Origin of the sequence: Sphingobium nicotianae (assembly GCF_018603885.1) — a bacterium.
GTDB lineage: Bacteria > Pseudomonadota > Alphaproteobacteria > Sphingomonadales > Sphingomonadaceae > Sphingobium > Sphingobium nicotianae.
In genome coordinates this window covers 60765-81547 of sequence record NZ_JAHGAW010000015.1, presented here as the reverse complement: position 1 = coordinate 81547, position 20783 = coordinate 60765, and the positions used below count along the sequence as shown (strand labels likewise).

At 65.6% G+C, this 20783-nt stretch carries 24 protein-coding genes; 11 read left to right on the top strand and 13 right to left on the bottom strand.

All coding sequences use genetic code 11. From position 1 onward, the window contains the following. Positions 1–105: 105 nt before the first annotated feature. From KK488_RS19670 to KK488_RS19655, 4 genes are all read right to left on the bottom strand, one after another. Positions 106–1038 (bottom strand): UbiA family prenyltransferase, encoded by a 933-nt coding sequence (locus KK488_RS19670; RefSeq protein WP_214625420.1) that lies wholly within the window; start codon positions 1036–1038, stop codon positions 106–108. Then, positions 1020–1628: a haloacid dehalogenase-like hydrolase gene (locus tag KK488_RS19665; protein ID WP_214625419.1), complete on the bottom strand. Its 609-nt coding sequence runs from the start codon at positions 1626–1628 to the stop codon at positions 1020–1022. Before KK488_RS19665 ends, KK488_RS19670 begins: the two co-directional genes overlap by 19 nt. 198 nt (positions 1629–1826) lie before the next feature. After that, a complete protein-coding gene (locus KK488_RS19660; protein WP_214625418.1) occupies positions 1827–1970 on the bottom strand; it encodes a hypothetical protein in 144 nt (47 codons plus the stop codon). Positions 1971–2039: 69 nt separating this feature from the next. Beyond that, positions 2040–2495, bottom strand: coding sequence for an SRPBCC domain-containing protein (locus tag KK488_RS19655; protein ID WP_214625417.1), 456 nt, complete (start codon positions 2493–2495; stop codon positions 2040–2042). Between the two features lie 48 nt (positions 2496–2543). Here KK488_RS19655 and KK488_RS19650 point away from each other — a divergent pair, with 48 nt between their 5' ends. Then, positions 2544–2867, top strand: a complete 324-nt coding sequence (locus KK488_RS19650; RefSeq protein ID WP_214625416.1) for an ArsR/SmtB family transcription factor — start codon at positions 2544–2546, stop codon at positions 2865–2867. Positions 2868–3119: 252 nt separating this feature from the next. After that, positions 3120–3380 carry a hypothetical protein gene (locus KK488_RS19645; RefSeq protein ID WP_214625415.1) on the top strand — a complete coding sequence of 87 codons (261 nt, stop codon included), beginning with the start codon at positions 3120–3122 and terminating at the stop codon, positions 3378–3380. 27 nt (positions 3381–3407) lie between these two features. Here the strand turns inward: KK488_RS19645 and KK488_RS19640 are convergent, their stop codons facing one another. Beyond that, entirely contained in the window at positions 3408–3785 is a 378-nt protein-coding gene (locus tag KK488_RS19640) for a VOC family protein (protein ID WP_214625414.1), read from the bottom strand. A gap of 167 nt (positions 3786–3952) precedes the next feature. On the opposite strand from KK488_RS19640, the gene KK488_RS19635 reads away from it, so the two are divergent. Together KK488_RS19635 and KK488_RS19630 are read left to right on the top strand one after the other, a co-directional pair. Continuing rightward, a complete protein-coding gene (locus KK488_RS19635) occupies positions 3953–4492 on the top strand; it encodes a winged helix-turn-helix transcriptional regulator (protein WP_214625413.1) in 540 nt (179 codons plus the stop codon). Between the two features lie 127 nt (positions 4493–4619). After that, positions 4620–5582: a helix-turn-helix domain-containing protein gene (locus tag KK488_RS19630; RefSeq protein WP_214625412.1), complete on the top strand. Its 963-nt coding sequence runs from the start codon at positions 4620–4622 to the stop codon at positions 5580–5582. Between the two features lie 80 nt (positions 5583–5662). Here the strand turns inward: KK488_RS19630 and KK488_RS19625 are convergent, their stop codons facing one another. Together KK488_RS19625 and KK488_RS19620 are read right to left on the bottom strand one after the other, a co-directional pair. Further along, positions 5663–6694 carry an aldo/keto reductase gene (locus tag KK488_RS19625; protein ID WP_214625411.1) on the bottom strand — a complete coding sequence of 344 codons (1032 nt, stop codon included), beginning with the start codon at positions 6692–6694 and terminating at the stop codon, positions 5663–5665. A gap of 323 nt (positions 6695–7017) precedes the next feature. Beyond that, positions 7018–8067, bottom strand: a complete 1050-nt coding sequence (locus KK488_RS19620) for an aldo/keto reductase (RefSeq protein WP_214625410.1) — start codon at positions 8065–8067, stop codon at positions 7018–7020. Positions 8068–8324: 257 nt separating this feature from the next. On the opposite strand from KK488_RS19620, the gene KK488_RS19615 reads away from it, so the two are divergent. Together KK488_RS19615 and KK488_RS19610 are read left to right on the top strand one after the other, a co-directional pair. Further along, on the top strand, positions 8325–8972 hold the full coding sequence (locus tag KK488_RS19615; RefSeq protein WP_214625409.1) for a DUF1345 domain-containing protein: 648 nt from the start codon (positions 8325–8327) through the stop codon (positions 8970–8972). 189 nt (positions 8973–9161) lie between these two features. After that, on the top strand, positions 9162–10472 hold the full coding sequence (locus KK488_RS19610) for a methyltransferase family protein (protein ID WP_214625408.1): 1311 nt from the start codon (positions 9162–9164) through the stop codon (positions 10470–10472). Between the two features lie 25 nt (positions 10473–10497). Here KK488_RS19610 and KK488_RS19605 read toward each other — a convergent pair whose 3' ends face one another. Continuing rightward, on the bottom strand, positions 10498–10977 hold the full coding sequence (locus tag KK488_RS19605) for a hypothetical protein (protein WP_214625407.1): 480 nt from the start codon (positions 10975–10977) through the stop codon (positions 10498–10500). A gap of 84 nt (positions 10978–11061) precedes the next feature. Here KK488_RS19605 and KK488_RS19600 point away from each other — a divergent pair, with 84 nt between their 5' ends. Further along, a complete protein-coding gene (locus KK488_RS19600; RefSeq protein WP_250890793.1) occupies positions 11062–11694 on the top strand; it encodes a TetR/AcrR family transcriptional regulator in 633 nt (210 codons plus the stop codon). On the opposite strand, the gene KK488_RS19595 is transcribed toward KK488_RS19600, so the two are convergent. The 4 genes from KK488_RS19595 to KK488_RS19580 all read right to left on the bottom strand — a co-directional run bounded on the left by KK488_RS19595 (position 11691) and on the right by KK488_RS19580 (position 15320). Next, positions 11691–13064 carry a glutamate--cysteine ligase gene (locus KK488_RS19595; RefSeq protein WP_214625406.1) on the bottom strand — a complete coding sequence of 458 codons (1374 nt, stop codon included), beginning with the start codon at positions 13062–13064 and terminating at the stop codon, positions 11691–11693. The two genes, KK488_RS19600 and KK488_RS19595, sit on opposite strands and share 4 nt — an antisense overlap. A 64-nt stretch (positions 13065–13128) precedes the next feature. Beyond that, positions 13129–13890 carry a 16S rRNA (uracil(1498)-N(3))-methyltransferase gene (locus KK488_RS19590; RefSeq protein ID WP_214625405.1) on the bottom strand — a complete coding sequence of 254 codons (762 nt, stop codon included), beginning with the start codon at positions 13888–13890 and terminating at the stop codon, positions 13129–13131. A gap of 3 nt (positions 13891–13893) precedes the next feature. Further along, positions 13894–14697: a class I SAM-dependent methyltransferase gene (locus KK488_RS19585; protein ID WP_214625404.1), complete on the bottom strand. Its 804-nt coding sequence runs from the start codon at positions 14695–14697 to the stop codon at positions 13894–13896. Between the two features lie 218 nt (positions 14698–14915). Then, entirely contained in the window at positions 14916–15320 is a 405-nt protein-coding gene (locus KK488_RS19580; RefSeq protein ID WP_214625403.1) for a glycine zipper 2TM domain-containing protein, read from the bottom strand. Between the two features lie 309 nt (positions 15321–15629). Here KK488_RS19580 and ubiA point away from each other — a divergent pair, with 309 nt between their 5' ends. Together ubiA and KK488_RS19570 are read left to right on the top strand one after the other, a co-directional pair. Continuing rightward, on the top strand, positions 15630–16535 hold the full coding sequence (gene ubiA / locus KK488_RS19575; protein WP_214625402.1) for a 4-hydroxybenzoate octaprenyltransferase: 906 nt from the start codon (positions 15630–15632) through the stop codon (positions 16533–16535). A gap of 54 nt (positions 16536–16589) precedes the next feature. Continuing rightward, on the top strand, positions 16590–17234 hold the full coding sequence (locus KK488_RS19570) for a YqaA family protein (protein ID WP_214625401.1): 645 nt from the start codon (positions 16590–16592) through the stop codon (positions 17232–17234). 82 nt (positions 17235–17316) lie between these two features. On the opposite strand, the gene KK488_RS19565 is transcribed toward KK488_RS19570, so the two are convergent. Next, positions 17317–17733 carry a VOC family protein gene (locus KK488_RS19565; protein ID WP_214625400.1) on the bottom strand — a complete coding sequence of 139 codons (417 nt, stop codon included), beginning with the start codon at positions 17731–17733 and terminating at the stop codon, positions 17317–17319. 74 nt (positions 17734–17807) lie between these two features. On the opposite strand from KK488_RS19565, the gene lnt reads away from it, so the two are divergent. Both lnt and metK read left to right on the top strand, forming a co-directional pair. Then, positions 17808–19352, top strand: a complete 1545-nt coding sequence (gene lnt / locus KK488_RS19560; RefSeq protein ID WP_432653878.1) for an apolipoprotein N-acyltransferase — start codon at positions 17808–17810, stop codon at positions 19350–19352. A gap of 70 nt (positions 19353–19422) precedes the next feature. Continuing rightward, positions 19423–20631, top strand: a complete 1209-nt coding sequence (metK, locus tag KK488_RS19555) for a methionine adenosyltransferase (protein ID WP_214625399.1) — start codon at positions 19423–19425, stop codon at positions 20629–20631. Positions 20632–20783: the final 152 nt, after the last annotated feature.

Sequence of the window (20783 nt, the reverse complement as noted above, 5' to 3'; positions counted from 1 at the left end):
CGCAGCGCGATTTGGGCGAAGGCGTTGAACGTCGTGCTGGGGAGGATCAGCAGGAGGAGCGCGACGGTCATGGACTGTTTTCCCCTGTTGAGGTCCGGTCGCGGGTCAGACATTGGCGATCAGATCCACAGGAAGATGCACGAGGGCCGCCGCGACGACGATGACGGCCGAGACGGCGAGCAGCTTGAGCGTGATCCTGTCTCGCACGCAGAAGATGATCGGATCATCGTCCATGTGGCCGCGCCGCGCCAAGATCAGGATGCGGTTGAGGATGTAGAGCATCACGGAGCAGAGCAGCCAGAGCAGCGCAGGGCTGGAATAGCGCGTGAGCACATAGGGCTGGGAGGTGTAGATGCAGAGCACCAGCGAGGCACAGAAGCTGCTGGCGCTGCCCATGCCTGCCAGCACCTCGATATCCGCGCCATAATAGCCTCGTCCGGCGATCTTCGCGTTGGGATCGACCTGCGTCCCGGTGAGCTCGGCGCAGCGTTTGGCGATGGCGAGAGTGATGAAGCAGAACATCGAGAAGGCGAGCAGCCAGGTCGAGATCGGAATGCCCGCCGCCGCCGTGCCGATCACGATGCGCAGCGTGTAGAGGCCGGCGAGGGTGATGACGTCGGCCAGCGCGGCGCGCTTGAGGCGGAAAGAATAAGCGAGCGTCGTGGCGACATAGACGGCCAGAAGCACCGCGAAGAAGGGCGGTAGCAGGGCAGCCAGGCCGATGGCGACCAGCGCTAGCACGATGATCGCCTTGATATCGTCCGCGATGCTGACGGCGCCGCTCGCGAAGGGCCGCTTGCGCTTGCGGGGGTGGGCGCGATCCGCATCGAGATCGAGCAGGTCGTTGATCATGTAGGTGGCCGAGGCCATCAGCGACAGGCTGGCGAAGGCTATCACGACGTTGATCAGCGCGCCGAAATTGAACAGCTGATGCGCCGCGGTGATCGAGACGAAGAGCAGCAGATTCTTGGACCATTGATGAGGCCGAGCGGCCTTGACGAGGCCCTTGAGAGTCGAGCTCATGCCGCCGTCGAACACCTGGCCCGGCGCGGCGCCGGTCGCTTGCGCGGCCAGGCTGCGCCCGCGCGGCCCGGCGAATGGGCCGTGCGCGCCGTTTTCCACACCGTTAGGTCGGCGGGATGATCACCGACATAGTCATAGCCCTGATGCCCGTAGCGCTCGACCAGCATCGCCGCCTTCCGGCTGCCCTTGAGATTCTCGGCAGTGGTGCCGATCACGCCGTCGAACAGGCCGAGATGGCCGGCGACCATATCGGCCCAGGCTTGCGGCGAGGCGGTGACGAGATGGATCTCGCGCTGGCGTCCCCGTTCTTCCTCAAGGAATGCGACCAGGTTGGCACGATAGGGCAGGAGATCGCCGCGCATGACCGCGTGTTCGGCCAGCATCCGCTTGAGATGTGCCTTGCCGCGCAGCAGCCAGAACAGCATGTGGAAGATGGCGAACGGCGAGCTCTTGAAATAACGCACCGCGCCCTCGTGCAGCAGGTCGGTTAATGTCAGTGTGCCGTCCAGATCGACACAGAGCGGCACCTCGCGCACGCTCCGTGCTGGATCGCCATCCGCCGCGGACGCTGGGTCGGCCTGGCCGGTCTCGCTGCCGTCTTGCATTCAGAGCCCCCGGGTTGCGCGCGATCAGATGAAATCTGAACGTTGGAACAACTCCCAACCAAACCCGGGCTTAGCAAGCGCGAGTTAAACCTTTGTTTCGGGGTCGCCGGCCTGCGTCCACAGCCGATCCCGCAACCGGCTCACCAATCCTGTCGGAGCCGCCCTCCCGACAGGTTTCGAATCATCGACCGGTGACGGTCAGCCCTGCGTGGTGCCCCACAGAAACAGTCCCGCCAGCGCCAGGATCGCAAGAAACAGCGATACAGCGAGAACGTAGCGGACGATGTGAGGTGTGCTGCCCGCGCGCGCATCATCCGTGCTTTTGTGAATCTCGATGTCCATGATCGGCTCCTTTCGGTGTCATAACGCGTTAGGGAACCGAGCCGTTCCTGTAAAATCTGGGGAATTCGGCTATTTGAACGCGCCCTCACGCAAATTGACGCCATGCTCCATCCAGGCCTTCAGCGCGCAGATCATCTGGGTCCAGCCCATGCAGTTGCCATAGGATGTGGCGAGGCCGCTCGGCGTCTCGTGCCAGCCATGCTCGCTGATCGAGACGAGGGTGCGGCCATCGTCCAACCCTTCGAAGCTCATCTCGACCTGCGTCTGGTAGGGCGTCGACGCTGACTTGTCATTGGCGGCCCAGCGCAGCACGATCCTGGCATCCGGCACGACCTCGACCACCTCGACCGGGAAGGCGCCCGGAAAGTCGTGGAAATCCCACATCACCGTCGCGCCGGTCTCCAGCCGGCCCTTGGCGCCGCCGGTGGTGAAATAATGCGAGAGCTGATCGGGATCGGCCACCGCCTCGAACACCTCATGGACCGGCCGGGCGACCCGGATCGCCACCTTGAATTTGAGATCCATCGCGCATCTCCTCTTGAGTCGCCGTCAATTATGTTATAAATATATAACATGTCAATTGCCGACACGCACGACCGGATTTTCAAGGCGCTCTCGGCGTCCGTGCGCCGGCAGATTCTCGACGATCTGCGCGATCAGCCGCTGACCACCGGCATGCTGTGCGCCCATTTTCCCGAGCTCGACCGGTGCACGGTGATGCAGCATCTAAAGGTGCTGGAGGAGGCCGATCTGGTGACGGTCGTGCGGCGCGGCCGGGAGCGCTGGAACCATCTCAACCCGCTGCCGATCCACGCGATCCACGAGCGCTGGATCGGCCCGCACGCGGCGCGTGCGGTCGGCATGCTGGGGCAGCTGAAGGAAGATCTGGAGCGCTAGGCGTCGTCGCTGTGGGATGGATGGGGATTCGATCCCGTTCGTGTCGAGCGAAGTCGAGACACGCCGAGCGCTGTCCTGTGCGTGTCTCGACTTCGCTCGACACGAACGGAGAGGTTTTTCGCCGAGGTATTCCCCCGGCCTTCGCTTCGGCAGGCCGGCGTGGCGAAAACGCGATCAGTGGTCCGTCGTCAAACTGTCCCTGAAGGCAGGCATCCTGTATTCAGTGATTGCCGCGTTGAGAGGAGTCGTTCCATGACCACCACGCTTCAGCCGGAAACCAGCACCGGCACCAGCTTCGAGCCGCTTTTCCGCATCTGGATGATGCCCGCTCAGATCGGAATGGAATTGCTCGAGAGCAATCTCGCCCTCATGACCAGCGTCCTGCCGCAGCCGCGCACGATCATCGAGCAGGCCGGCGAAAAGGCTCAGGACATTGCCCGCGCCGCCGAGGAACAGGTCGCTCATGTCGATGACGGCCCGACCATGGTGACGCCGGCGGCCCTGGTCAGCTAGGTCCGCCGGGCCAGTGCTCCGGATGGGTTATGCCGGGGCGCCGTCGGTCTGGTAGAACATCATGGCGTTGCCGTCCGGGTCATAGAAGGTCAGCAGTTTGACCATGCCCGGAATGTGCTGGATGTCGCCGTCCGTGCGCACGCCATGGGCGGCAATGCTCGCCTTCGCCGCGACGATATCGGTAACGCCCCAGGTCGGGATGGCGCCGCCGTCCGCGCCGACGCTCTCCGACTCGCTGAAGCCGAGGTTGACGCGCGCGACGCCGGTCTGCAGCTCGCACCAGGCCATCTCTTCGGCGCGATACAACAGGGTGAAGCCCAGCACGCGCTGATACCATTCGATGCTGCGTTCGATATCCGTGGAGCGCATCGCCAGCGTCAGTCCGCCATCCAATTCCAGTGCCATCTCTGTCCCTTTCGCCTTTGTCCGACTTGCGTGCGCTTTGCCATGCTGCCGTCGTCGACCGTCCCGCCGGATGGATCGCACGAGCCCGAACCGCCGCGCTCGCCATCCGCCCCAACGATCCGACTCGACCCTTGAGCTAACATGACGGAAAGTATAGTAGCTCTATTATGTCGTCAAATCTTTCGCCCGATCTGCTGCAGGCGCTCAGCAAGCATCGCTGGGCGGTGGTGGTGCTCGCCCACATGGCCGAGCGGGGCGGCGGGCGGTTCGCGGAAATGGCCAATCGCATCGGGGCGCCGCGCGACAGCCTGCGGCGCACGCTCGCCGCGCTGATCGCGCAGGGCTGGATCATGCCCAATCCGGGCCACGGCCATCCGCTGCGGCCCGATTATCTGCTGACCGAGGCGGGCCGGCCGATCGGCTCGGCCTGCCGGGCGATCGTCGCGGCGCAGGCCAAGGCGGGCATGCCGCCGCAGGCGGTGACGCGCTGGTCCCTGCCGCTGCTCCGCCTGATCGGCGGCGGCGAGGCGCGCTTCAATCGCCTTGAGCGCGCCATGGAGGGCGCCACGCCGCGCGCGGTCGCGGCCAGTCTCAAGGCGCTGATCGCGCATGATCTGGTCGCGCGCGATCTGGTTGCCGGCTTCCCGCCGTCGAGCGCCTATCGGCTGACGGGGCGCGGCGAAGTCGTGGCGCGGGCGCTCAGCTGAACCGGAAAGGCACAGTGTCGGCGGGATATGCAGGGATTGTTATATCGGGATTGGCGGACCGCTTCTCGTAACCTATCATGGGGCGTGGCGTTAACAGGCGCCCATGGTGAGGATGAGGGCAAGGCCGATGACGCGCACCCCCGAGACGACCTGGCAGAGCCGGAGCTTGGTTCCGACCGTCTATAACGAATTCGTCCATGGCGAGCGGACGCACTTCGCCATCTATACCCGCGTCCCGGATCCGGTGAATCGCGCCATCGAGCTGGGGCAGATGGAGATGATCCTGATGCGGTGCGGCTGGATGGAGGTCCGCCGCTATGCCGAGGAGCTCAGTGGCCGCTCGCAGCGTATGTCGACCTTCATCCTGCAGGTCCGGGGCCATACGTCCTTCAACCATTACGGCAATCAGATCGCGCTCGACGAAGGCGACTTCGCGTTGTGCAACAATAATGCGCAATATGAACTGAAGCATGGCGACACGAGCGAACTCATCCTCTTCCGCGTGCCGACCGACCTGCTCAAGGAGACGATCCCGACTCCCGATTTTCTCTGCGGGGTGAAGCTGCACCGCGACGAAAGCCTGGCTTCGACGGCGGCGGCGATGGCGATGGACCTCGCCTCGAAGGACGAGGGGAAGCTCAGCGCCGACGTGCGCGATCGCGCCGGGCGCCATCTGCTCGATGTGCTGGCCAGCTCCTATGCACCGCTGGTCGATCAATGGAAGTCGGCCTCCGCGATCATGTCCGGCCGCTTCTGGAAGGTGAAGCTGTTCATCGAGGAGAATCTGCGCGATCCCGAGCTGACGCCGTCGCTGATCGCGCGCAAGCTCAACCTGTCGGATCGCTATCTGCGGATGATCTTCTCGGTCAGCGACGAGCCGCCCTCGGCCTATATCCTGCGCCGCCGGCTGGAGGAATGCGCCCGTCAGCTGCGCGATCCGGCGTGGCACAGCCACTCGATCACCGAGATCGCCTTTGCCTGGGGTTTCAACAGCGCCCCGCACTTCGCGCGCAGCTTTCGCGCCCGCTTCGAATGCTCGCCGCGCGCCTATCGGCAGCAGCATTTCGGCATGGTGCCGGTCCTGTCCTGACCCCGCCGCGGCGGGGTAGGGCCAGGTCATCCTCGTAACTCCCCTCCCTGGAAGGGAGGGGAATAGGGCCACCTGTGCGATCAGCTCCAGCGCGTCTCGGGGATGCGGCCGGCGCCCTGCCGCTCCAGCATCCAGCCGGGATATTCGGGCGCGAGCGCGCTCGCCGCGTCCAGCGCCTTGAGCTCGTCGTCACCGAGCGTGACCTGGCTCGCCGCGATATTGTCGGTGAGCTGGTCCAGCCGCCGCGCGCCGATGATGACGCTGGTGACGACGCGCTGGTGCAACAGCCAGGCCAGCGCGATCTGCGCGACCGAGACGCCGCGTTCTTCCGCCATCGGCCGCATCACGTCGATGATGTCGAAGGCCTTGTCCTTGTTCACCGGCGGGAAGTCGAACGCGGCGCGCCGGCCTTCCCCCTCTTGGTCCCGGCCATATTTGCCGGAGAGCAGGCCGCCGGCGAGCGGGCTCCAGACCATCAGGCCGACCTGCTCGGACGTCATCATCGGCACCAGCTCGCGCTCCAGGTCGCGCCCGGCGATGGTGTAATAGGCCTGCAGGCTCTCGAACCGCGCCAGCGTCTCCGCTTTCGACACGCCATGCGCCTTCATGATCCGCCAGGCCGGCCAGTTGGAGCAGCCGACATAGCGGACATGGCCCTGCTTCACGAGGTCGTCGAGCGCGCGCACCGTCTCCTCGACGGGCGTGAGCGGATCGACGCCATGCACCTGGTAGAGGTCGATATGGTCGGTTTGCAGCCGCTTCAGGCTGGCCTTGACCTGATCCATGATGTGCAGGCGCGAGAGGCCGCGCGAATTGACGCCCGGCCCCATCTGGCCAAGCACCTTGGTGGCGATGACGACATCCTCGCGGGCGATGCCGAGGTTGCGGATCGACTGGCCGAGCCGCTCCTCGGAGGTGCCCTCCGAATAGACGTTGGCCGTGTCGTAGAAGTTGATGCCGGCATCGAAGCTGGTCCTGACGATCTCGTCGACGGCGGGCTGGTCGAGCTGGCCGATATTGGCCCACAGCCCCTCGGACGAGCCGAAGGTCATGGTGCCGAGGCAGAGTTCAGAGACGAGGAGGCCGGTGCGGCCGAGCTGGTTATAGCGCATGGGGGACGACTCCGGGATGAGGGGGTTGGAGGCGCGCGCATATTGGCCAGTGCGTTGCGGGATGCAACGGGGTTTGGGGTGTCCCGGTCCGGTGGATGGCCGGGATGTGACGACTTTGCGGTCATTGGCGCGACCAGTTCCCTCGCCCCTTTCAAGGGGAGAGGGCTAGGGAGAGGGGTGACGACCTCGCAGGCGCAAAGCCCCCTCTCCAAGGTTCGCTAGCCGATTGCATCGGTAAGCTTCCCTATCCTCTCCCCCCTGAAGGAGGCGAGGAACTGACGTCCGCTCACCAGCCCCAAGTGGTCTTCCTCGGCTCCCTCCCCTTACTTCACCCACCTCGACGGCTGCGCACCCGGCGGGGTCGCGCGATTGGCGCGCTGCATGACCTGCATCCAGCCGGGATATTCCTCCGGCAGCTTGCTCGCCGCATCGAGCGCCGCCAGCTCGTCCGGGGTCAGCGCGATGTCGCCCGCGCCGAGATTCTCCTGCAACTGCTCGACGTTGCGCACGCCGACGATGACGCTCGTCACCCAGCGCTGGTGGAGCAGCCAGGCGAGCGCGATCTGCGGCATGCTCGCGCCATGCGCCTGCGCGATCGGCCGCATCGCGTCGATCACGTCATAAGCGCGATCCTTGTCGACCGGCGGGAACTCGAAGGCGGAGCGGCGCCCTTCGCCGCCGCCGTCGCGCGTATAGCGACCGGAGAGGAAGCCGCCGGCGAGCGGGCTCCACACCATGAGGCCGACCTGCTCGGAGAGCAGCATCGGCGCTTCCTGCCGCTCCAGCCCGCGGCCGACGAGGCTGTAATAGGCCTGCAGGCTCTCGAAGCGCGAAAGCGTCTCGGCCTTGCTGATGCCGTGCGCCTTGGCGATCTGCCAGGCGGCCCAGTTGGAGCAGCCGACATAGCGGACATGACCCTGCCGCACGAGATCGTCGAGCGCGCGGATGGTCTCCTCGATCGGCACCAGCACGTCGAAGCCATGCACCTGGTAGAGATCGATATGATCGGTCTGCAGGCGGCGCAGACTCTCCTTGACCTGATCCATGATGTGCAGGCGCGAGCTGCCCATGGCGTTCACGCCCGGTCCCATCCGGCCCATCACCTTGGTGGCGATGACGACATCCTCGCGCGCGATGCCGAGATTGCGCAGTCCCTGTCCCAGCGTTTCCTCGGAGGAGCCCTGACCATAGATGTTCGCGGTGTCGATGAAGTTGACGCCGGCGTCGAGCGCGCCCTTGATCACCGCGTCGACCGCCTGTTGCGTACCCTGGCCGCGCCCGGTCCAGTGCGCATCGTCCCGCCCGAAGCTCATCGCGCCGAGGCAAAATTCCGAGACGAGGAGGCCGGTGCGGCCGAGCTGGTTGTAGCGCATGGGAGCGACTCCGCTGACGTTAGGGAAAGCGCGCGCATATTGGCCCGTGCATTTCGCGACGCAACGGATTTGGCGGGCCGAGCGCGAAGCCCTCTGTCCTACGGACTGCCGATCATGCCATGGTGCTGCGAAGGTGTTCGGGCGCGGCCACGCAGGATCGACTTCGAATTTGAGAAATTGATCCTGAGTGTGACTTTCGTGAACTTCGACCGAAAGTTGCGCGGCCGGGATCCTATTGCGCCGGATGGAGAGAAGGCATGAAACAAAATTCGTCGAGCAGCAGCATTCTTCCGTGGCGCTACGCTCTGTTCCTGCTCGGATTCGCGAGTGCCGTTCCGTTCGCTCTGACACTGGGCACGATCACCGGCGTGATGCTCGGCTTCGATCTCGGCGTCATCGCGCTGCTTCTGACCATCCCCTCGCTGCTTGCCCATTGCGCTGACAGGATGCGCGAGCATGCCCGCAAGAACGACGCCAACCGCACCCTGATCCTCGTGTTGACCGGCATCGTGATGATGGTCATCCTGGTTATCGTCGCCAGCGAGCTGCGCTATGGCAAAGGCCCGAGCGAAGCTATGCTGGCGCTGATCGTCGCCACGCTCATCCTCGCCTGGCTCTTCTCGAACATCGTCTACACATTCCACTACGCCTATCTCTATTATCGCAGCGGTGACGGTCCCGGGCGGCGCGGGAAGGACAATGGCGGCCTCGGCTTCCCGGCGCGCGAGGAGCCCGATTATTGGGACTTCGCCTATTTCGCCTTCACCCTCGGCATGACCTTCCAGACCAGCGACATAGAGATCAGCGATCCGCGCATCCGCAAGGTGGCCTTGTTCCATAGCCTCGCCGCGTTCCTGTTCAACCTCGGCATCGTGGCGTTCACGATCAATATCCTGGGGGGATAGACTGTTTCCGGACCGTTCGGTTCGAGCGGCCGTCGAGCGAAGTCGAGACGGTTGTCGAGAACGCCTTTCTCGACTCCGGTTCTCGACTTCGCTCGAACCTCAGCTCGAAACGAACGGACGTGAGATCGGGAATGGAAGCGGGTCGCGGCTTTCACCGCTTGCTTACCATTCCCGTTTAGGACCACGCGCATGAGCGACCAGCCATTCGCCCCGGACACCCGCCCTCGATCGGCCGTCAGCCACGGCGTCGGCCTCGCCGGCCTCGCCGGCCTCGCACTCTGGATCGTCGCGGCGCGGACCTATCATATGGACGGTCCCAATGCCGGCCTCGCCGCGGTCTTCGCCTGCGGCATCCCGATGGTGCTGTGGTCGGTCTTCGTCGACAAGGTCCACGGCCGCGCCAGCACCGGCATCGACTGGGCCAACCCGCGCCCACTGCGCGAGGTGATCGACGGCGCCATCGTCAAGCTCACCGGCCTGTGGATCACCTGGGGCGCCATCGCGCTCTTCTACATGGTCGGCGGCTGGTACATGCAGGGCGACTATCGCTACGCCGTCTCGGTGCTCACTTATGCCGCGCCGGCCGTGGTCCTGCTCTCCGTCCCCTATGTGCTGTGGCTGGATCGCTATCTGGTCGATCCGCGCGACGGCGCCTATGCCTTCGGCCAGTGGGTGATCGGCGGCGCATCGGGCAAGCCCGCGCCCGGCGCCATCGCCAATCATGCCCGCGCCTGGGCGGTGAAAGCCTTCTTCCTCGCCTTCATGCTCTCCATCGTGCCGGGCAATTTCGCCGGGATGGTCGATTGGCAGGCGGACGATCTGTGGACCAATCCGGTCAGCCTTGCCGGCTTCCTGATCACTTTGATGTTCGCCGTCGACGTCGCTTTCGCGACCGTGGGCTATGTGCTCACCATGCGGCCGCTGGACGCGCATATCCGCACCGCCAATCCGCTGCTCGCCGGCTGGCTCTCGGCGTTGATGTGCTATCCGCCCTTCGCGATGATGGGGCCGGGCGGCCCGCTCTTCTACGAGACGGACACGCGCGCCTGGGATTATTGGTTCTCCGGTCATCCGGCCCTGCTCTGGGTCTGGGGCGCCGCTCTGGTGTTCCTGACCGGCGCCTATGCCTGGGCGACGGTCGCCTTCGGCCTGCGCTTCTCGAACCTCACCCATCGCGGCATCCTGACGCACGGGCCCTACCGGATCAGCAAGCACCCGGCCTATCTCGCCAAGAACAGCTTCTGGTGGCTCTCCACCTTGCCCTTCCTGGTGACGACCGGCAGCGTCGAGACGGCGGCGCGCAATACGATCATCCTCGGGCTGGTCAGCGGCATCTATTATTGGCGCGCCCGCACCGAGGAAGCGCATCTCGGCACCGATCCCGCCTACCGGGCCTATGCCGCGTGGATGAACCGGCACGGCCCTGTCCCGCGCATGATCGCGCTGCTCAGCGGCAAGCGCCCGCCCGCCGCCGCAACGACGATGGAGCCGGCGGAGTAAATCCCGCGCCGGCTTTGGCCGATCGTCAGACCGTTGCGGGCGCGCCGTGCGCGAGCATGGCTTTCCAGTTCTCGATGGTCATTGCGGCCAGATATTCGCGCTGCATCTCGTCGGTAAGAACTTCGATCATGCGTGTGCGCTCGATCCACAGCTCGATGACGCCGAACATCCCGCCGCGCTTGCGATACTTAGCGGGCCAGCCCTCGCGCTCGGCGATAGCGAAAACCTGTTCGACGCTGAGCTTTGTCGCCATCGCGAAATGGGTGGCCGAATGGGGGCCGGGCCCGCCGGGCACGCCATAGGCATCGGCATCGCCCTGCGCGATCATGAGCTGCGTTCCGCGCGGATAGACCTCGACCGAGCTGCCCCGGTCATCGTCGGCCACGGCCAGCCAGCTGCCCTCGATGACGGGCGGGAAGGGCATCGCCTCGCCGCCCAGCAGCTCGGCCAGCACGAAGGCGACATGACGCGCGTCGTCGGCGTCGATCGACAGGTGAAAAATCATCGAATCACTCCCTGAACATCTGTGTTGAGGGCCTAATAGGCGTGACACAAAAAGTGTCAACGATCTTATGGCATTTTTTGTGCCATGGCTTATATCGCTCTCATGGCCAGCCCCAAGACATCCCGCAAAGCCGCGTCCTCCGCCTCCAATGACGAGACCCGCCAGCGCATCGCCGGCGCGGCGGTCGATCTCATCGGCCAGTTCGGCGCGATCAATCATGACGCGGTGGCCGAGCATGCCGGCGTCTCGCGCCGGACGGTCTATCGCTATTTCCCCGACCAGACGGCGCTGCTGCGCGGCGCGCGCGAACATGTGCAGGGGATGATCGGTCCCAATGTGCGCATGCCGGAATCGGAGAGCGATCTGATCGACCAGCTCGACGACATCTATACCGGCTTCGACAGGATCGAAGCAGTGAGCATCCTGATGCGCACCACGCCGCAGGGGCGCGCCATCCGTCTCGCCGATCGGGACAAGCGGCAGGCCCGCTATCGCGCCGCCACCGCCGACGCCGTCAAGGATCTGCCTGAGCCGGATCAGCGGATCGCGACGGCGATGCTGCAATTCCTGCACACGACGGCTTGGCTGGAGATGCACGACCAGTGGGGACTCTCGGGCGAGGAGATCGCGAGAAGCTGCCGCTGGGCGATGAAGACGCTGCTGGCCGATCTGCGCGCGCGGGGCGGCAGGCCGCTGGACGAGGAGCCCGGAGCCTAGAAGCTCTCTTCGGCGTAAATCTTCGAGATGTCGCCAGCCCAGGCGCCGTTGTAGCGCTCCAGCAGCCGCTCGGCGTGGGTCTTGCCGTTCGCGACCACCTCGTCGAGCGCGGCGAGATAGCCCGTCTCATTGTCGCCGATGCTGTTCAGCCGCGCACGGGCGGCGAGGCCGGACCGGGAAATGTCCATCACCCGCGCGGCGATGTCGCGCAGCGTGCCGCCGCCGCCGATCGGCGCGTCGAGGGCAAGGCGAGGCACTTCGGAACGCAAGGTCTCGCGCTCCTCCATCGTCCAGTCCTTGACCAGATCCCAGGCCGCATCGAGCGCGTTGTCATCGTAGAGCAGGCCGACCCAGAAGGCGGGCAGGGCGCAGATGCGGTTCCACGGGCCGCCATCGGCGCCGCGCATTTCCAGGAAGCTCTTCATCCGCACTTCGGGGAAGGCGGTCGAAAGATGGTCCGCCCAGTCGCTCATCGTCGGCTTCTCGCCGGGGAGAACCGAGAGCTTGCCCGCGAGGAAGTCGCGGAAGCTGAGGCCCGCCGCATCGATATATTTGCCGTCGCGGAACACGAAATACATCGGCACGTCGAGCGCATAGTCGGCATAGCGCTCATAGCCGAAGCCGTCCTCGAAGACGAAGGGCAGCATGCCGGTGCGGTGCGGATCGGTGTCCGACCAGATGTGGCTGCGGAAGGAGAGGAAGCCGTTGGGCTTGCCTTCCGTGAACGGCGAATTGGCGAACAGGGCGGTGGCCATCGGTTGCAGCGCGAGGCTGACGCGGAACATCTTCGCCATGCGCGCCTCGCTCGAATAATCGAGGTTCACCTGGATGGTGCAGGTGCGCAGCATCATGTCGAGGCCGAGGCTTCCGACGCGCGGCATGTGCCGCAACATGATCGCATAGCGACCCTTGGGCATGATCGGCAGCTCTTCGCGCGTCTTGTCCGGCCACATGCCGAGGCCGAGGAAGCCGAGGCCGAGCTGGTCGCCGACCGCCTTCACCTGCTCCAGATGGCGGCCGGTCTCGGCGCAGGTCTCGTGCAGATTATCGAGCGGCGCACCGGAAAGCTCGAGCTGCCCGGCCGGCTCGAGGCTGATATTGCCGTCGGTGCCGGCGAGCGCGATGACCTTGCCGCCTTCCTCGACCGGCTCCCAGCCGAACTGGCGCAGCCCGTCGAGCAGATCGCGAATGCCGCCCGGCTCCTCATAGGAGGGCGCCTTGTGGTCGGCGGTGCGATAGACCAGCTTCTCGTGCTCGGTGCCGATCCGCCAGCGATCCGCTGGCTTCTCGCCCTTCTCGAACAGGCTGATTAGCTGGTCGCGGCTCTCGATGATCGGGTCATCGCCGTCGGCCTGCGTGCGTGTACTCATACCCGATCCGATTCCTCACCCTGCCTCGCGCGGCCCATAAGGCCTTTGATTGGGGCGCGCAAATTCATTTCGTTTCGCAACTTGTCCAGTCGCCATTCGCCGCCATCCAGCAGGCGGTGGCGGCGATCGCGGCGGTCTCGGCGCGCAGGATGCGCGGGCCGAGCGAGATGGCACGGGCCTGCGGCGCGGCGCGGATGAGATCGCGCTCGGCGGTGGTGAAACCGCCTTCCGGGCCGATCAGCAGGGCGGCCGGGCCGGGCGCGGCGGTGAAGGCGTCGCGCATCGGCGCGCCGCCCAACTCGTCGGCGAAGAAGAGTGTACGCTCGGCAGGCCAGTCGGCCAGCAGCCGCGCGAGCGGGATCATCGGGGCCAGCTCGGGCAGCGCGGTGCGGCCGCATTGCTCGGCGGCCTCGACCAGATGGGCGTGGAGCCGGTCGAGATTGACCTTGTCGACCACGCTCCGCTCGGTCAGCACCGGCACCAGCTTTGCCACGCCCAGCTCGCAGGCCTTCTCGGCGACCAAGTCGATCCGCCCCTTCTTGATCGGCGCCGCGCACAGCCAGAAGTCGGGCACCGTCTCGGCCGGCTTGGTCTGCTGCACGCAGCGCAGGACGAGGTCGCGCTTGCGCACCTGCTCGGCGGTCGCGGCCCATTCGCCCGATTGCCCGTCGAACAGCAACACCGTGTCGCCCTCACGCACCCGCATGACCGAGATTAGATAATGCGCGCCATTGCCGTCCACCGGCACGGCCACGCCCCCACCGAGCGCGGTCTCGACGAACAGGCGCGGCGCGGATCGGGGTGGCCAGGCAGGCGTGGCGGGCATGGGTCAGGCGATCGGCCGGATCGCCCGCGTGGCGAGGAAGGGCTGGAAATAGGCGGCGCTGGCGCGCGGCGGATCGCTGTCGCCATCCTCGAACAGATCGGTCAGCATGAGGCCGGCGGCGAGCTGCCCGCCGATCTGGGTCTCGAGCGTGTGGCTGAACTCCAGCGTATGGTCGCGCGCGATCAGCCGCTCGACCTCGGCCGGTGGCAGGTCGGTATCGGCATAAGGCAGCTTGTGTCGCACGATCATCTCGCCACGCTCCTGCGCGTCCATGTCGAAGATATAGTTCAGCGGATTGCACAGCCCGGCCAGCAAGGCCCCGCCCGGCCGCAGCACGCGAGCGCATTCGCGCCAGACCGGCACGACCTCCGGCGCAAAGCAGTTCGAGACAGGATGGAAGATGAGATCGAAGCTTTCGTCGGGGAAGACGGAGAGATCGTCCATATAGCCCTGCACCGTTTGGATATGCAGGCCCTCGCGCGCGGCCACCTCGGCATCGCGGCCGAGCTGCGCGTCAGAGGCGTCGAAGCTGGTCACGCGCGCACCGGCGGCGGCGAAGAGCGGGCATTGCTGGCCTCCGCCTGAGGCCAGACCGAGCAGATCCTTGCCTGCAATCTCGCCGAACCAGCTGCGCGGCACGAATTTCTTCGGCGTCAACACAACGGACCAGTCGCCCTCCCGGGCGCGCGCAATCTCCTCCGGCGAGACGGGGATCGACCACATGTCGCCTTCCGCCACCCGGCGGTTCCATCCGGCGCGATTGATCGCGCGTACATCGGTTACGGCATCGGTATTGGCCTCGGCCACGGCTTTACCCCCGTCAATTCCGGCTGCTTATGTGGCAGAGGGACCGGCGAGACAAGCATGAGGAATAGACAAGGCCAGAGCGGCATGGGCGCAGCGCAGATCGTCCTCGATGCCGAGACGCGAGGGCTTCTGCGCCTGCTACCTGCCGTCGCGCGGCTGCGCTGCCAGCCCGGTTCGATCGGTCGATCGGCTGGTGGCTGCTCTTCTGGTCTAGCGCCTCAGCGGCAGCGAACGTCGCCGCTGCGATCGATTTCGCGGCCCGCGGCGGCGCCGGCGAGAGCGCCCAATAGGGTGCCCAGCGTCTCCGATCCACCACGTCCAATCCGATTGCCGAGCGCGCCGCCCACGATCGCGCCAACGACCAGGCCAGTGGTGCCATCGGACCGACGGCAATAATATCGGTCATCACTGCCGCGATAGATGCGGTCGTTGCGTGACAGGCGACGCTCGCGATAGCGGCTGTCCTCGCGATAGTAACGGTCAGCGTAGTAGCCGCCATAGCTGGGGTCGGGGCGGTTATAGTCGTATCTGCGCCATTGGGTCTCCGGGCGACTGCCGCCCTCGTCGTCCATGCAACCGACGAGCATGCTCGCGGCTAGTGCCGCTGCAATTATGCTGCGCATCCCAGTGCTCCAGTCATCCTGTTGGTAGTGAAACCGCAATGTACTGGTCGCCGCGAAGCGATGAACATTGGGAAATATACTTAACGGCCGGTGTGCAATTGACCGGCGACTGCCTGTCGGAGCCCCAAAAACGGCTCGTTGATATCGGGAATTCCGGATGTGACTGAAATTGCCACAGTAATGAGAAGTAATCTCGTCTAATCCTGAGACAAATGAACCTGAAGGCGACCTGGCCGCCATGCGCTTCCGGGAAATTCGCCGACAAAGAGCTATGTCCTTCGCTGCCCCATCTGTGGCAGAGGGCCACGCATGGGCGCCGCACAGACAGTCCCCGATACCGAGACGCGAGGGCTTCTGCGCCTGCTGCCGGCGGCCGCGCGGCCTTATGCGCTGCTCGCGCGGTTCGATCGGCCGATCGGCTGGTGGCTGCTCTTCTGGCCCGGCGCCTGGGCGATCGCCCTGGCCGGGGGATTGCCGCAGCGCTGGCCGCTGCTGCTCTGGTTCCTGTTCGGCAGCATCGCGATGCGCGGCGCTGGCTGCGTCTATAACGACATCGTCGATCGCGATCTCGATGCGCAGGTCGCGCGCACCGCCAGCCGGCCGATCGCCAGCGGCGCGGTCTCGCTCAAGGCGGCCTGGGCATGGCTGATATTCCTGTGCCTCGTCGGCCTCGTCGTGCTCCTGCAATTGCGCTGGCAGGCGCAGATCGTCGCGCTGGCCAGCCTCGCACTGGTCGCGGCCTATCCCTTCATGAAGCGCATCACCGGCTTTCCGCAGGCGTGGCTCGGCCTCGTCTTCACCTGGGCGGCGCCGGTCGCCTGGGTCGAGATCAGGGGCGGGATGAGCGCGGCCGGCCTGCTGCTCTATGCCGGCGCCTTCTTCTGGTGCATCGGCTATGACACCATCTACGCGCTGCAGGACCGCGAGGACGATGCGCTGGTCGGCATCGGCTCCAGTGCTCTCACCATGGGCCGCCATGTCAGGGCCGGCGTCGGCCTCTGCTTTGCGCTGGCGATCCTGCTGTGGAGCGCGGCAGTCTGGCTGGTGCAGCCGATCTGGGTCGCTCCGCTCGCGCTCGTGCCGATTGCGCTGCACTTTCTCTGGCAGGTGAGTACACTCCAGGAGGACGGCGCCGATCCGCTGGTCAAGTTCCGCTCGAATCGTTTCGCCGGGCTGCTGATGTTCCTCGCCTGCCTCGCCGTCGGCGCTGCCTGAAATCACGGTCAACGCGCTGGCGGCCATCCCGCAAAGCCGCTATGGGCCGCCGCGATGCTGCACCGCCTTTACCAATGGACGCTGGCCAAGGCCGCGCACCGCCACGCCGAATGGTGGCTCATCGCCTTCTCCTTCATGGAATCGAGCTTCTTCCCGATCCCGCCGCATCCGTTGCTCGGCCTGATGTGCCTCGCCCGGCCGGAGAAGGCGCTGCGTTACGGGATCATCTGCACGGCGGCGTCCGTCTGCGGCGGCCTGCTCGGCTATGCGATCGGCCATTTCCTGTTCGCGACGGTGGGCACGAGCCTGCTCGACCTGCTGCACCTGACTGCCAGCTTCCCGAAAGCCGCCTGCTATCTGCGCGATTATGGCGCCGAGATCATCCTGGTGAAGGGCGCGACGCCGATCCCGTTCAAGCTGATCACGATCACGGCGGGCTTCATTGGCCTGTCGCTGTTCACGTTCCTGTGGGCCAGCATCGTCTCGCGCGGCATGCAATTCATCCTCGTCGGCGTGCTGTTCTGGAAGTTCGGCGCGCCGATCAAGGTCTTCCTGGAACGCTATCTCGCCTGGATTTCGGCGGCGTTCGTGGTGCTGGTCGTCGGTGGAATCCTCGCGGCCGGTGCGCTCAGCGGCGGCACGAAAGCGAGCGACAAGTGCAGCGGCGCGACGATGGCGGACATGACCTCCGCGCGCTGAGAAAGCGCTGTCCTACAGCGCCGCCGGCTTGTAACTCACCATGTGCGATATGTGCGATGTTAGAGAAGTTCCGGAAAATCTCTCAGGTCGCGAAGATCATGTCGTCGCTGGCGAAGCTCTTGAATTCGAGCGCGTTGCCGCTGGGATCCAGGAAGAACATCGTCGCCTGCTCGCCGGCCTCGCCCTCGAAGCGGACGTAGGGCTCGATGATAAAATCGGTGCCAGCGGCGATCATCCGCGCGGCGAGAGCGTCCCAGTCCGCGCGGTCGAGAATCACGCCGAAATGCGGGACTGGCACGTCATGGCCGTCGACCGGGTTATGGATCGGCCCCGGCGCCGCCTTCCCGGCGTCGAGGTGGGCGACGATCTGGTGGCCATAGAGGTCGAAGTCGATCCAGTGATCGCTGCTGCGCCCCTCCGGGCAGCCCATCATGCCGCCATAAAAGGCGCGGGCCGCGGCGAGATCGTGGACGGGGAAAGCGATATGAAAGGGTCTCATCGATCGAACTCCGCCGCGCGTAATTGCAACTGTCATCAAACCCGGCGATAGGAGCGCGCGTGGCGAAAATCCAGATGATCGATGCGGGCATGAAGCGGCGCCCCGGGCTGACCGCGCTGCTGGCTGGCGCCCTCTCGGCGACGGGCTTCGAGCCGCTGCATCTCTGGCCGGTGACTCTGGCAACCCTGGCGCTGCTCATCCACCTGCTCTGGCACACGCCGGACCGGCGCGGCGCCTTCAAGACCGGCTACGCCTTCGGGCTCGGCCAGTTCGTCGTCGGCCTGAACTGGATCGCCCATGCCTTCACCTTCCAGGACACGATGCCGCACTGGCTGGGCTATCTCGCGGTCGTCCTGCTCTCCTTCTATCTCGCCGTCTATCCGGCGATCGCCGCGCTGATCGGCTGGCAGTTGGGGCGCGGGCGGGCGGGGCTTTTCGCGACCTTCCTCGCCTGTGCCTGGCTGTTCACCGAATATCTGCGCGCGACGATGTTCACGGGGTTCGCCTGGAATCCGTTGGGCGTGATCTGGCTCGGCACCGGCGTGGATCAGGCCGCGAGCGTGATCGGCACTTATGGGCTGGGCCTCCTCGCGATGCTGGCGGGCGGCGCGCTGTGGTGGGCCACGCATCGGCAATGGCGGCCGGCGGGAATGCTGGTCGGTGGCCTGGCGGTCGTCGCGCTGCTCGGGCTGATCCGCGTAAGCGCATCTCCATCGCCATCGACTGGCGCCACCGCCATCCGCGTCGTCCAGCCCAACATCAACCAGAACGAGAAATATGATCCCGATCTGGAGGAGCTGAACTTCCGCCGCCTGGCCGAACTGACCGGCCGATCGTCCCGGACGGGGCGGCTCGTCTTCTGGCCGGAGGCGGCGGTGCCCGCCATCCTCGACATGGAGCCGCGCTGGCGCGCCCGCATCGCGGGCCTGCTCGGGCCGGATGACCTGCTGATGCTCGGCGGCGACAAATTCCATTATCGCGAGCAGGGCGGCATGATCGACACCAGCGTGCTGGAGGGGGCGAACAACAGCCTCTGGGTGCTCGATGCGCATGAGCGGCTGCTCGGGCGCTACGACAAGGCGCACCTCGTCCCTTATGGCGAATATCTGCCGATGCGGCCGTTGCTGAGCGCGATCGGTCTGTCGCGCCTCGTGCCGGGCGATGTCGATTTCTGGCCCGGCCCCGGCCCGCGCACGCTGGACCTGCCGGCCGGCGGTGGCCGCGCTCCGCTGCGGATGGGCGTCCAGATCTGCTACGAGATCGTCTTCTCCGGCCAGGTGGTCGATCGCACCCATCGGCCCGATTTCATCTTCAATCCGTCCAACGATGCCTGGTTCGGCAGCTGGGGACCGCCTCAGCATCTGGCGCAGGCGAGGCTGCGGGCGATCGAGGAAGGGCTGCCCGTCATCCGCTCGACGCCCACGGGAATTTCCGCTTTGGTCGATCCCGCCGGGCGGATCGTCGACGCCATCGGCCATGAACACGCGGGTGCCTTCGATGCGTTGCTTCCGGCCGCATATGCCCCGACGCTGTTCGCGCGCGGGGGCAATCTCATTCCGCTCGGCCTGGCGTTCCTCATGTTGATCGGCAGCGTTGCCATCGGCCGCCGCACCCGCTAAGGGCGCACATAAACATTTCTTTATATCAATTGCGGCCAATGCCGAGCCGCTAGAAGAAAGGCTGATCCCCATGCGCAGTAGTTATTTGTTCACGTCGGAGTCGGTGTCGGAGGGTCATCCGGACAAGGTGTCGGATCAGATATCGGACGCGATTGTGGACCTGTTTCTGTCGAAGGATCCTGAGGCGCGGATCGGGTGCGAGACGCTGACGACGACGCAGCTTGTGGTTCTTGCCGGGGAGATCCGGTGCAAGGGCGTGTACGAGAATGGCGGCTGGGTCGACGGGGCGCTGGAGGAGATCGAGAAGACCGTGCGCAACACGGTCAGGGAGATCGGCTACGAGCAGGACGGTTTCCACTGGCGGACCTTGAGCTTCCAGAACCATCTGCACGCGCAGTCGGCGCATATCGCCCAGGGCGTGGATGCCTCTGGCAACAAGGACGAGGGCGCGGGCGACCAGGGCATCATGTTCGGCTTCGCCTGCGACGAGACGCCGGACCTCATGCCGGCGACCCTCTATTACAGCCACAAGATCCTGGAGCAGATGGCGGCGGATCGCCACTCGGGCGCGGCGCCGTTCCTGGAGCCGGACACCAAGAGCCAGGTGACCTTGCGCTTCGAGAACGGGGTGCCGGTGGCGGCGACCGCGATCGTGGTCTCGACCCAGCATGCGCCGGGCTATGACGAGGGCGAGAAGGAAGCGCAGCTGCACGCCTATGTGAAGAAGGTGGTGGCCGACGTGATGCCGGCGGCCTTGCTCTCGGACGAGACGGTCTATCACATCAACCCGACCGGCAGCTTCGAGATTGGCGGGCCGGACGGCGACGCGGGCCTGACCGGCCGCAAGATCATCGTCGACACCTATGGTGGCGCGGCCCCGCATGGCGGCGGTGCCTTCTCGGGCAAGGACCCGACCAAGGTCGACCGCTCGGCGGCGTATATCTCGCGCTACCTCGCTAAGAACATCGTGGCGGCGGGCCTGGCCAGGCGCTGCACGATCCAGCTCGCTTATGCGATCGGCGTCTCCAAGCCGCTCTCGCTCTATGTCGACACGCATGGCACCGGCACGGTGGGCGACGACAAGATCGAGCAGGCGATCCAGAGCATCGAGAAGCTGGGCGGCCTCACCCCGCGCGGCATCCGCACCCATCTCGGCCTCAACAAGCCGATCTACAGGAAGACCGCCGCCTACGGCCACTTCGGCCGCAAGCCCGAGGGCGACTTCTTCTCATGGGAGCGCACCGACCTCGTCGAGGATCTCAAGGCTGCGCTGGCCTGAGCCGCAAGGACCGACCTTCTGAAGGGCGCGCCGGCTTGGCGCGCCCTTTTCCGTGCCCACCGCAACGACATTGATACTCAATTCCGATCAGCTGCGCATCCTGTTCATCGGCGACAGCGGTCGACTTCGCGCGCCGCGCCGGGTCTGGACAA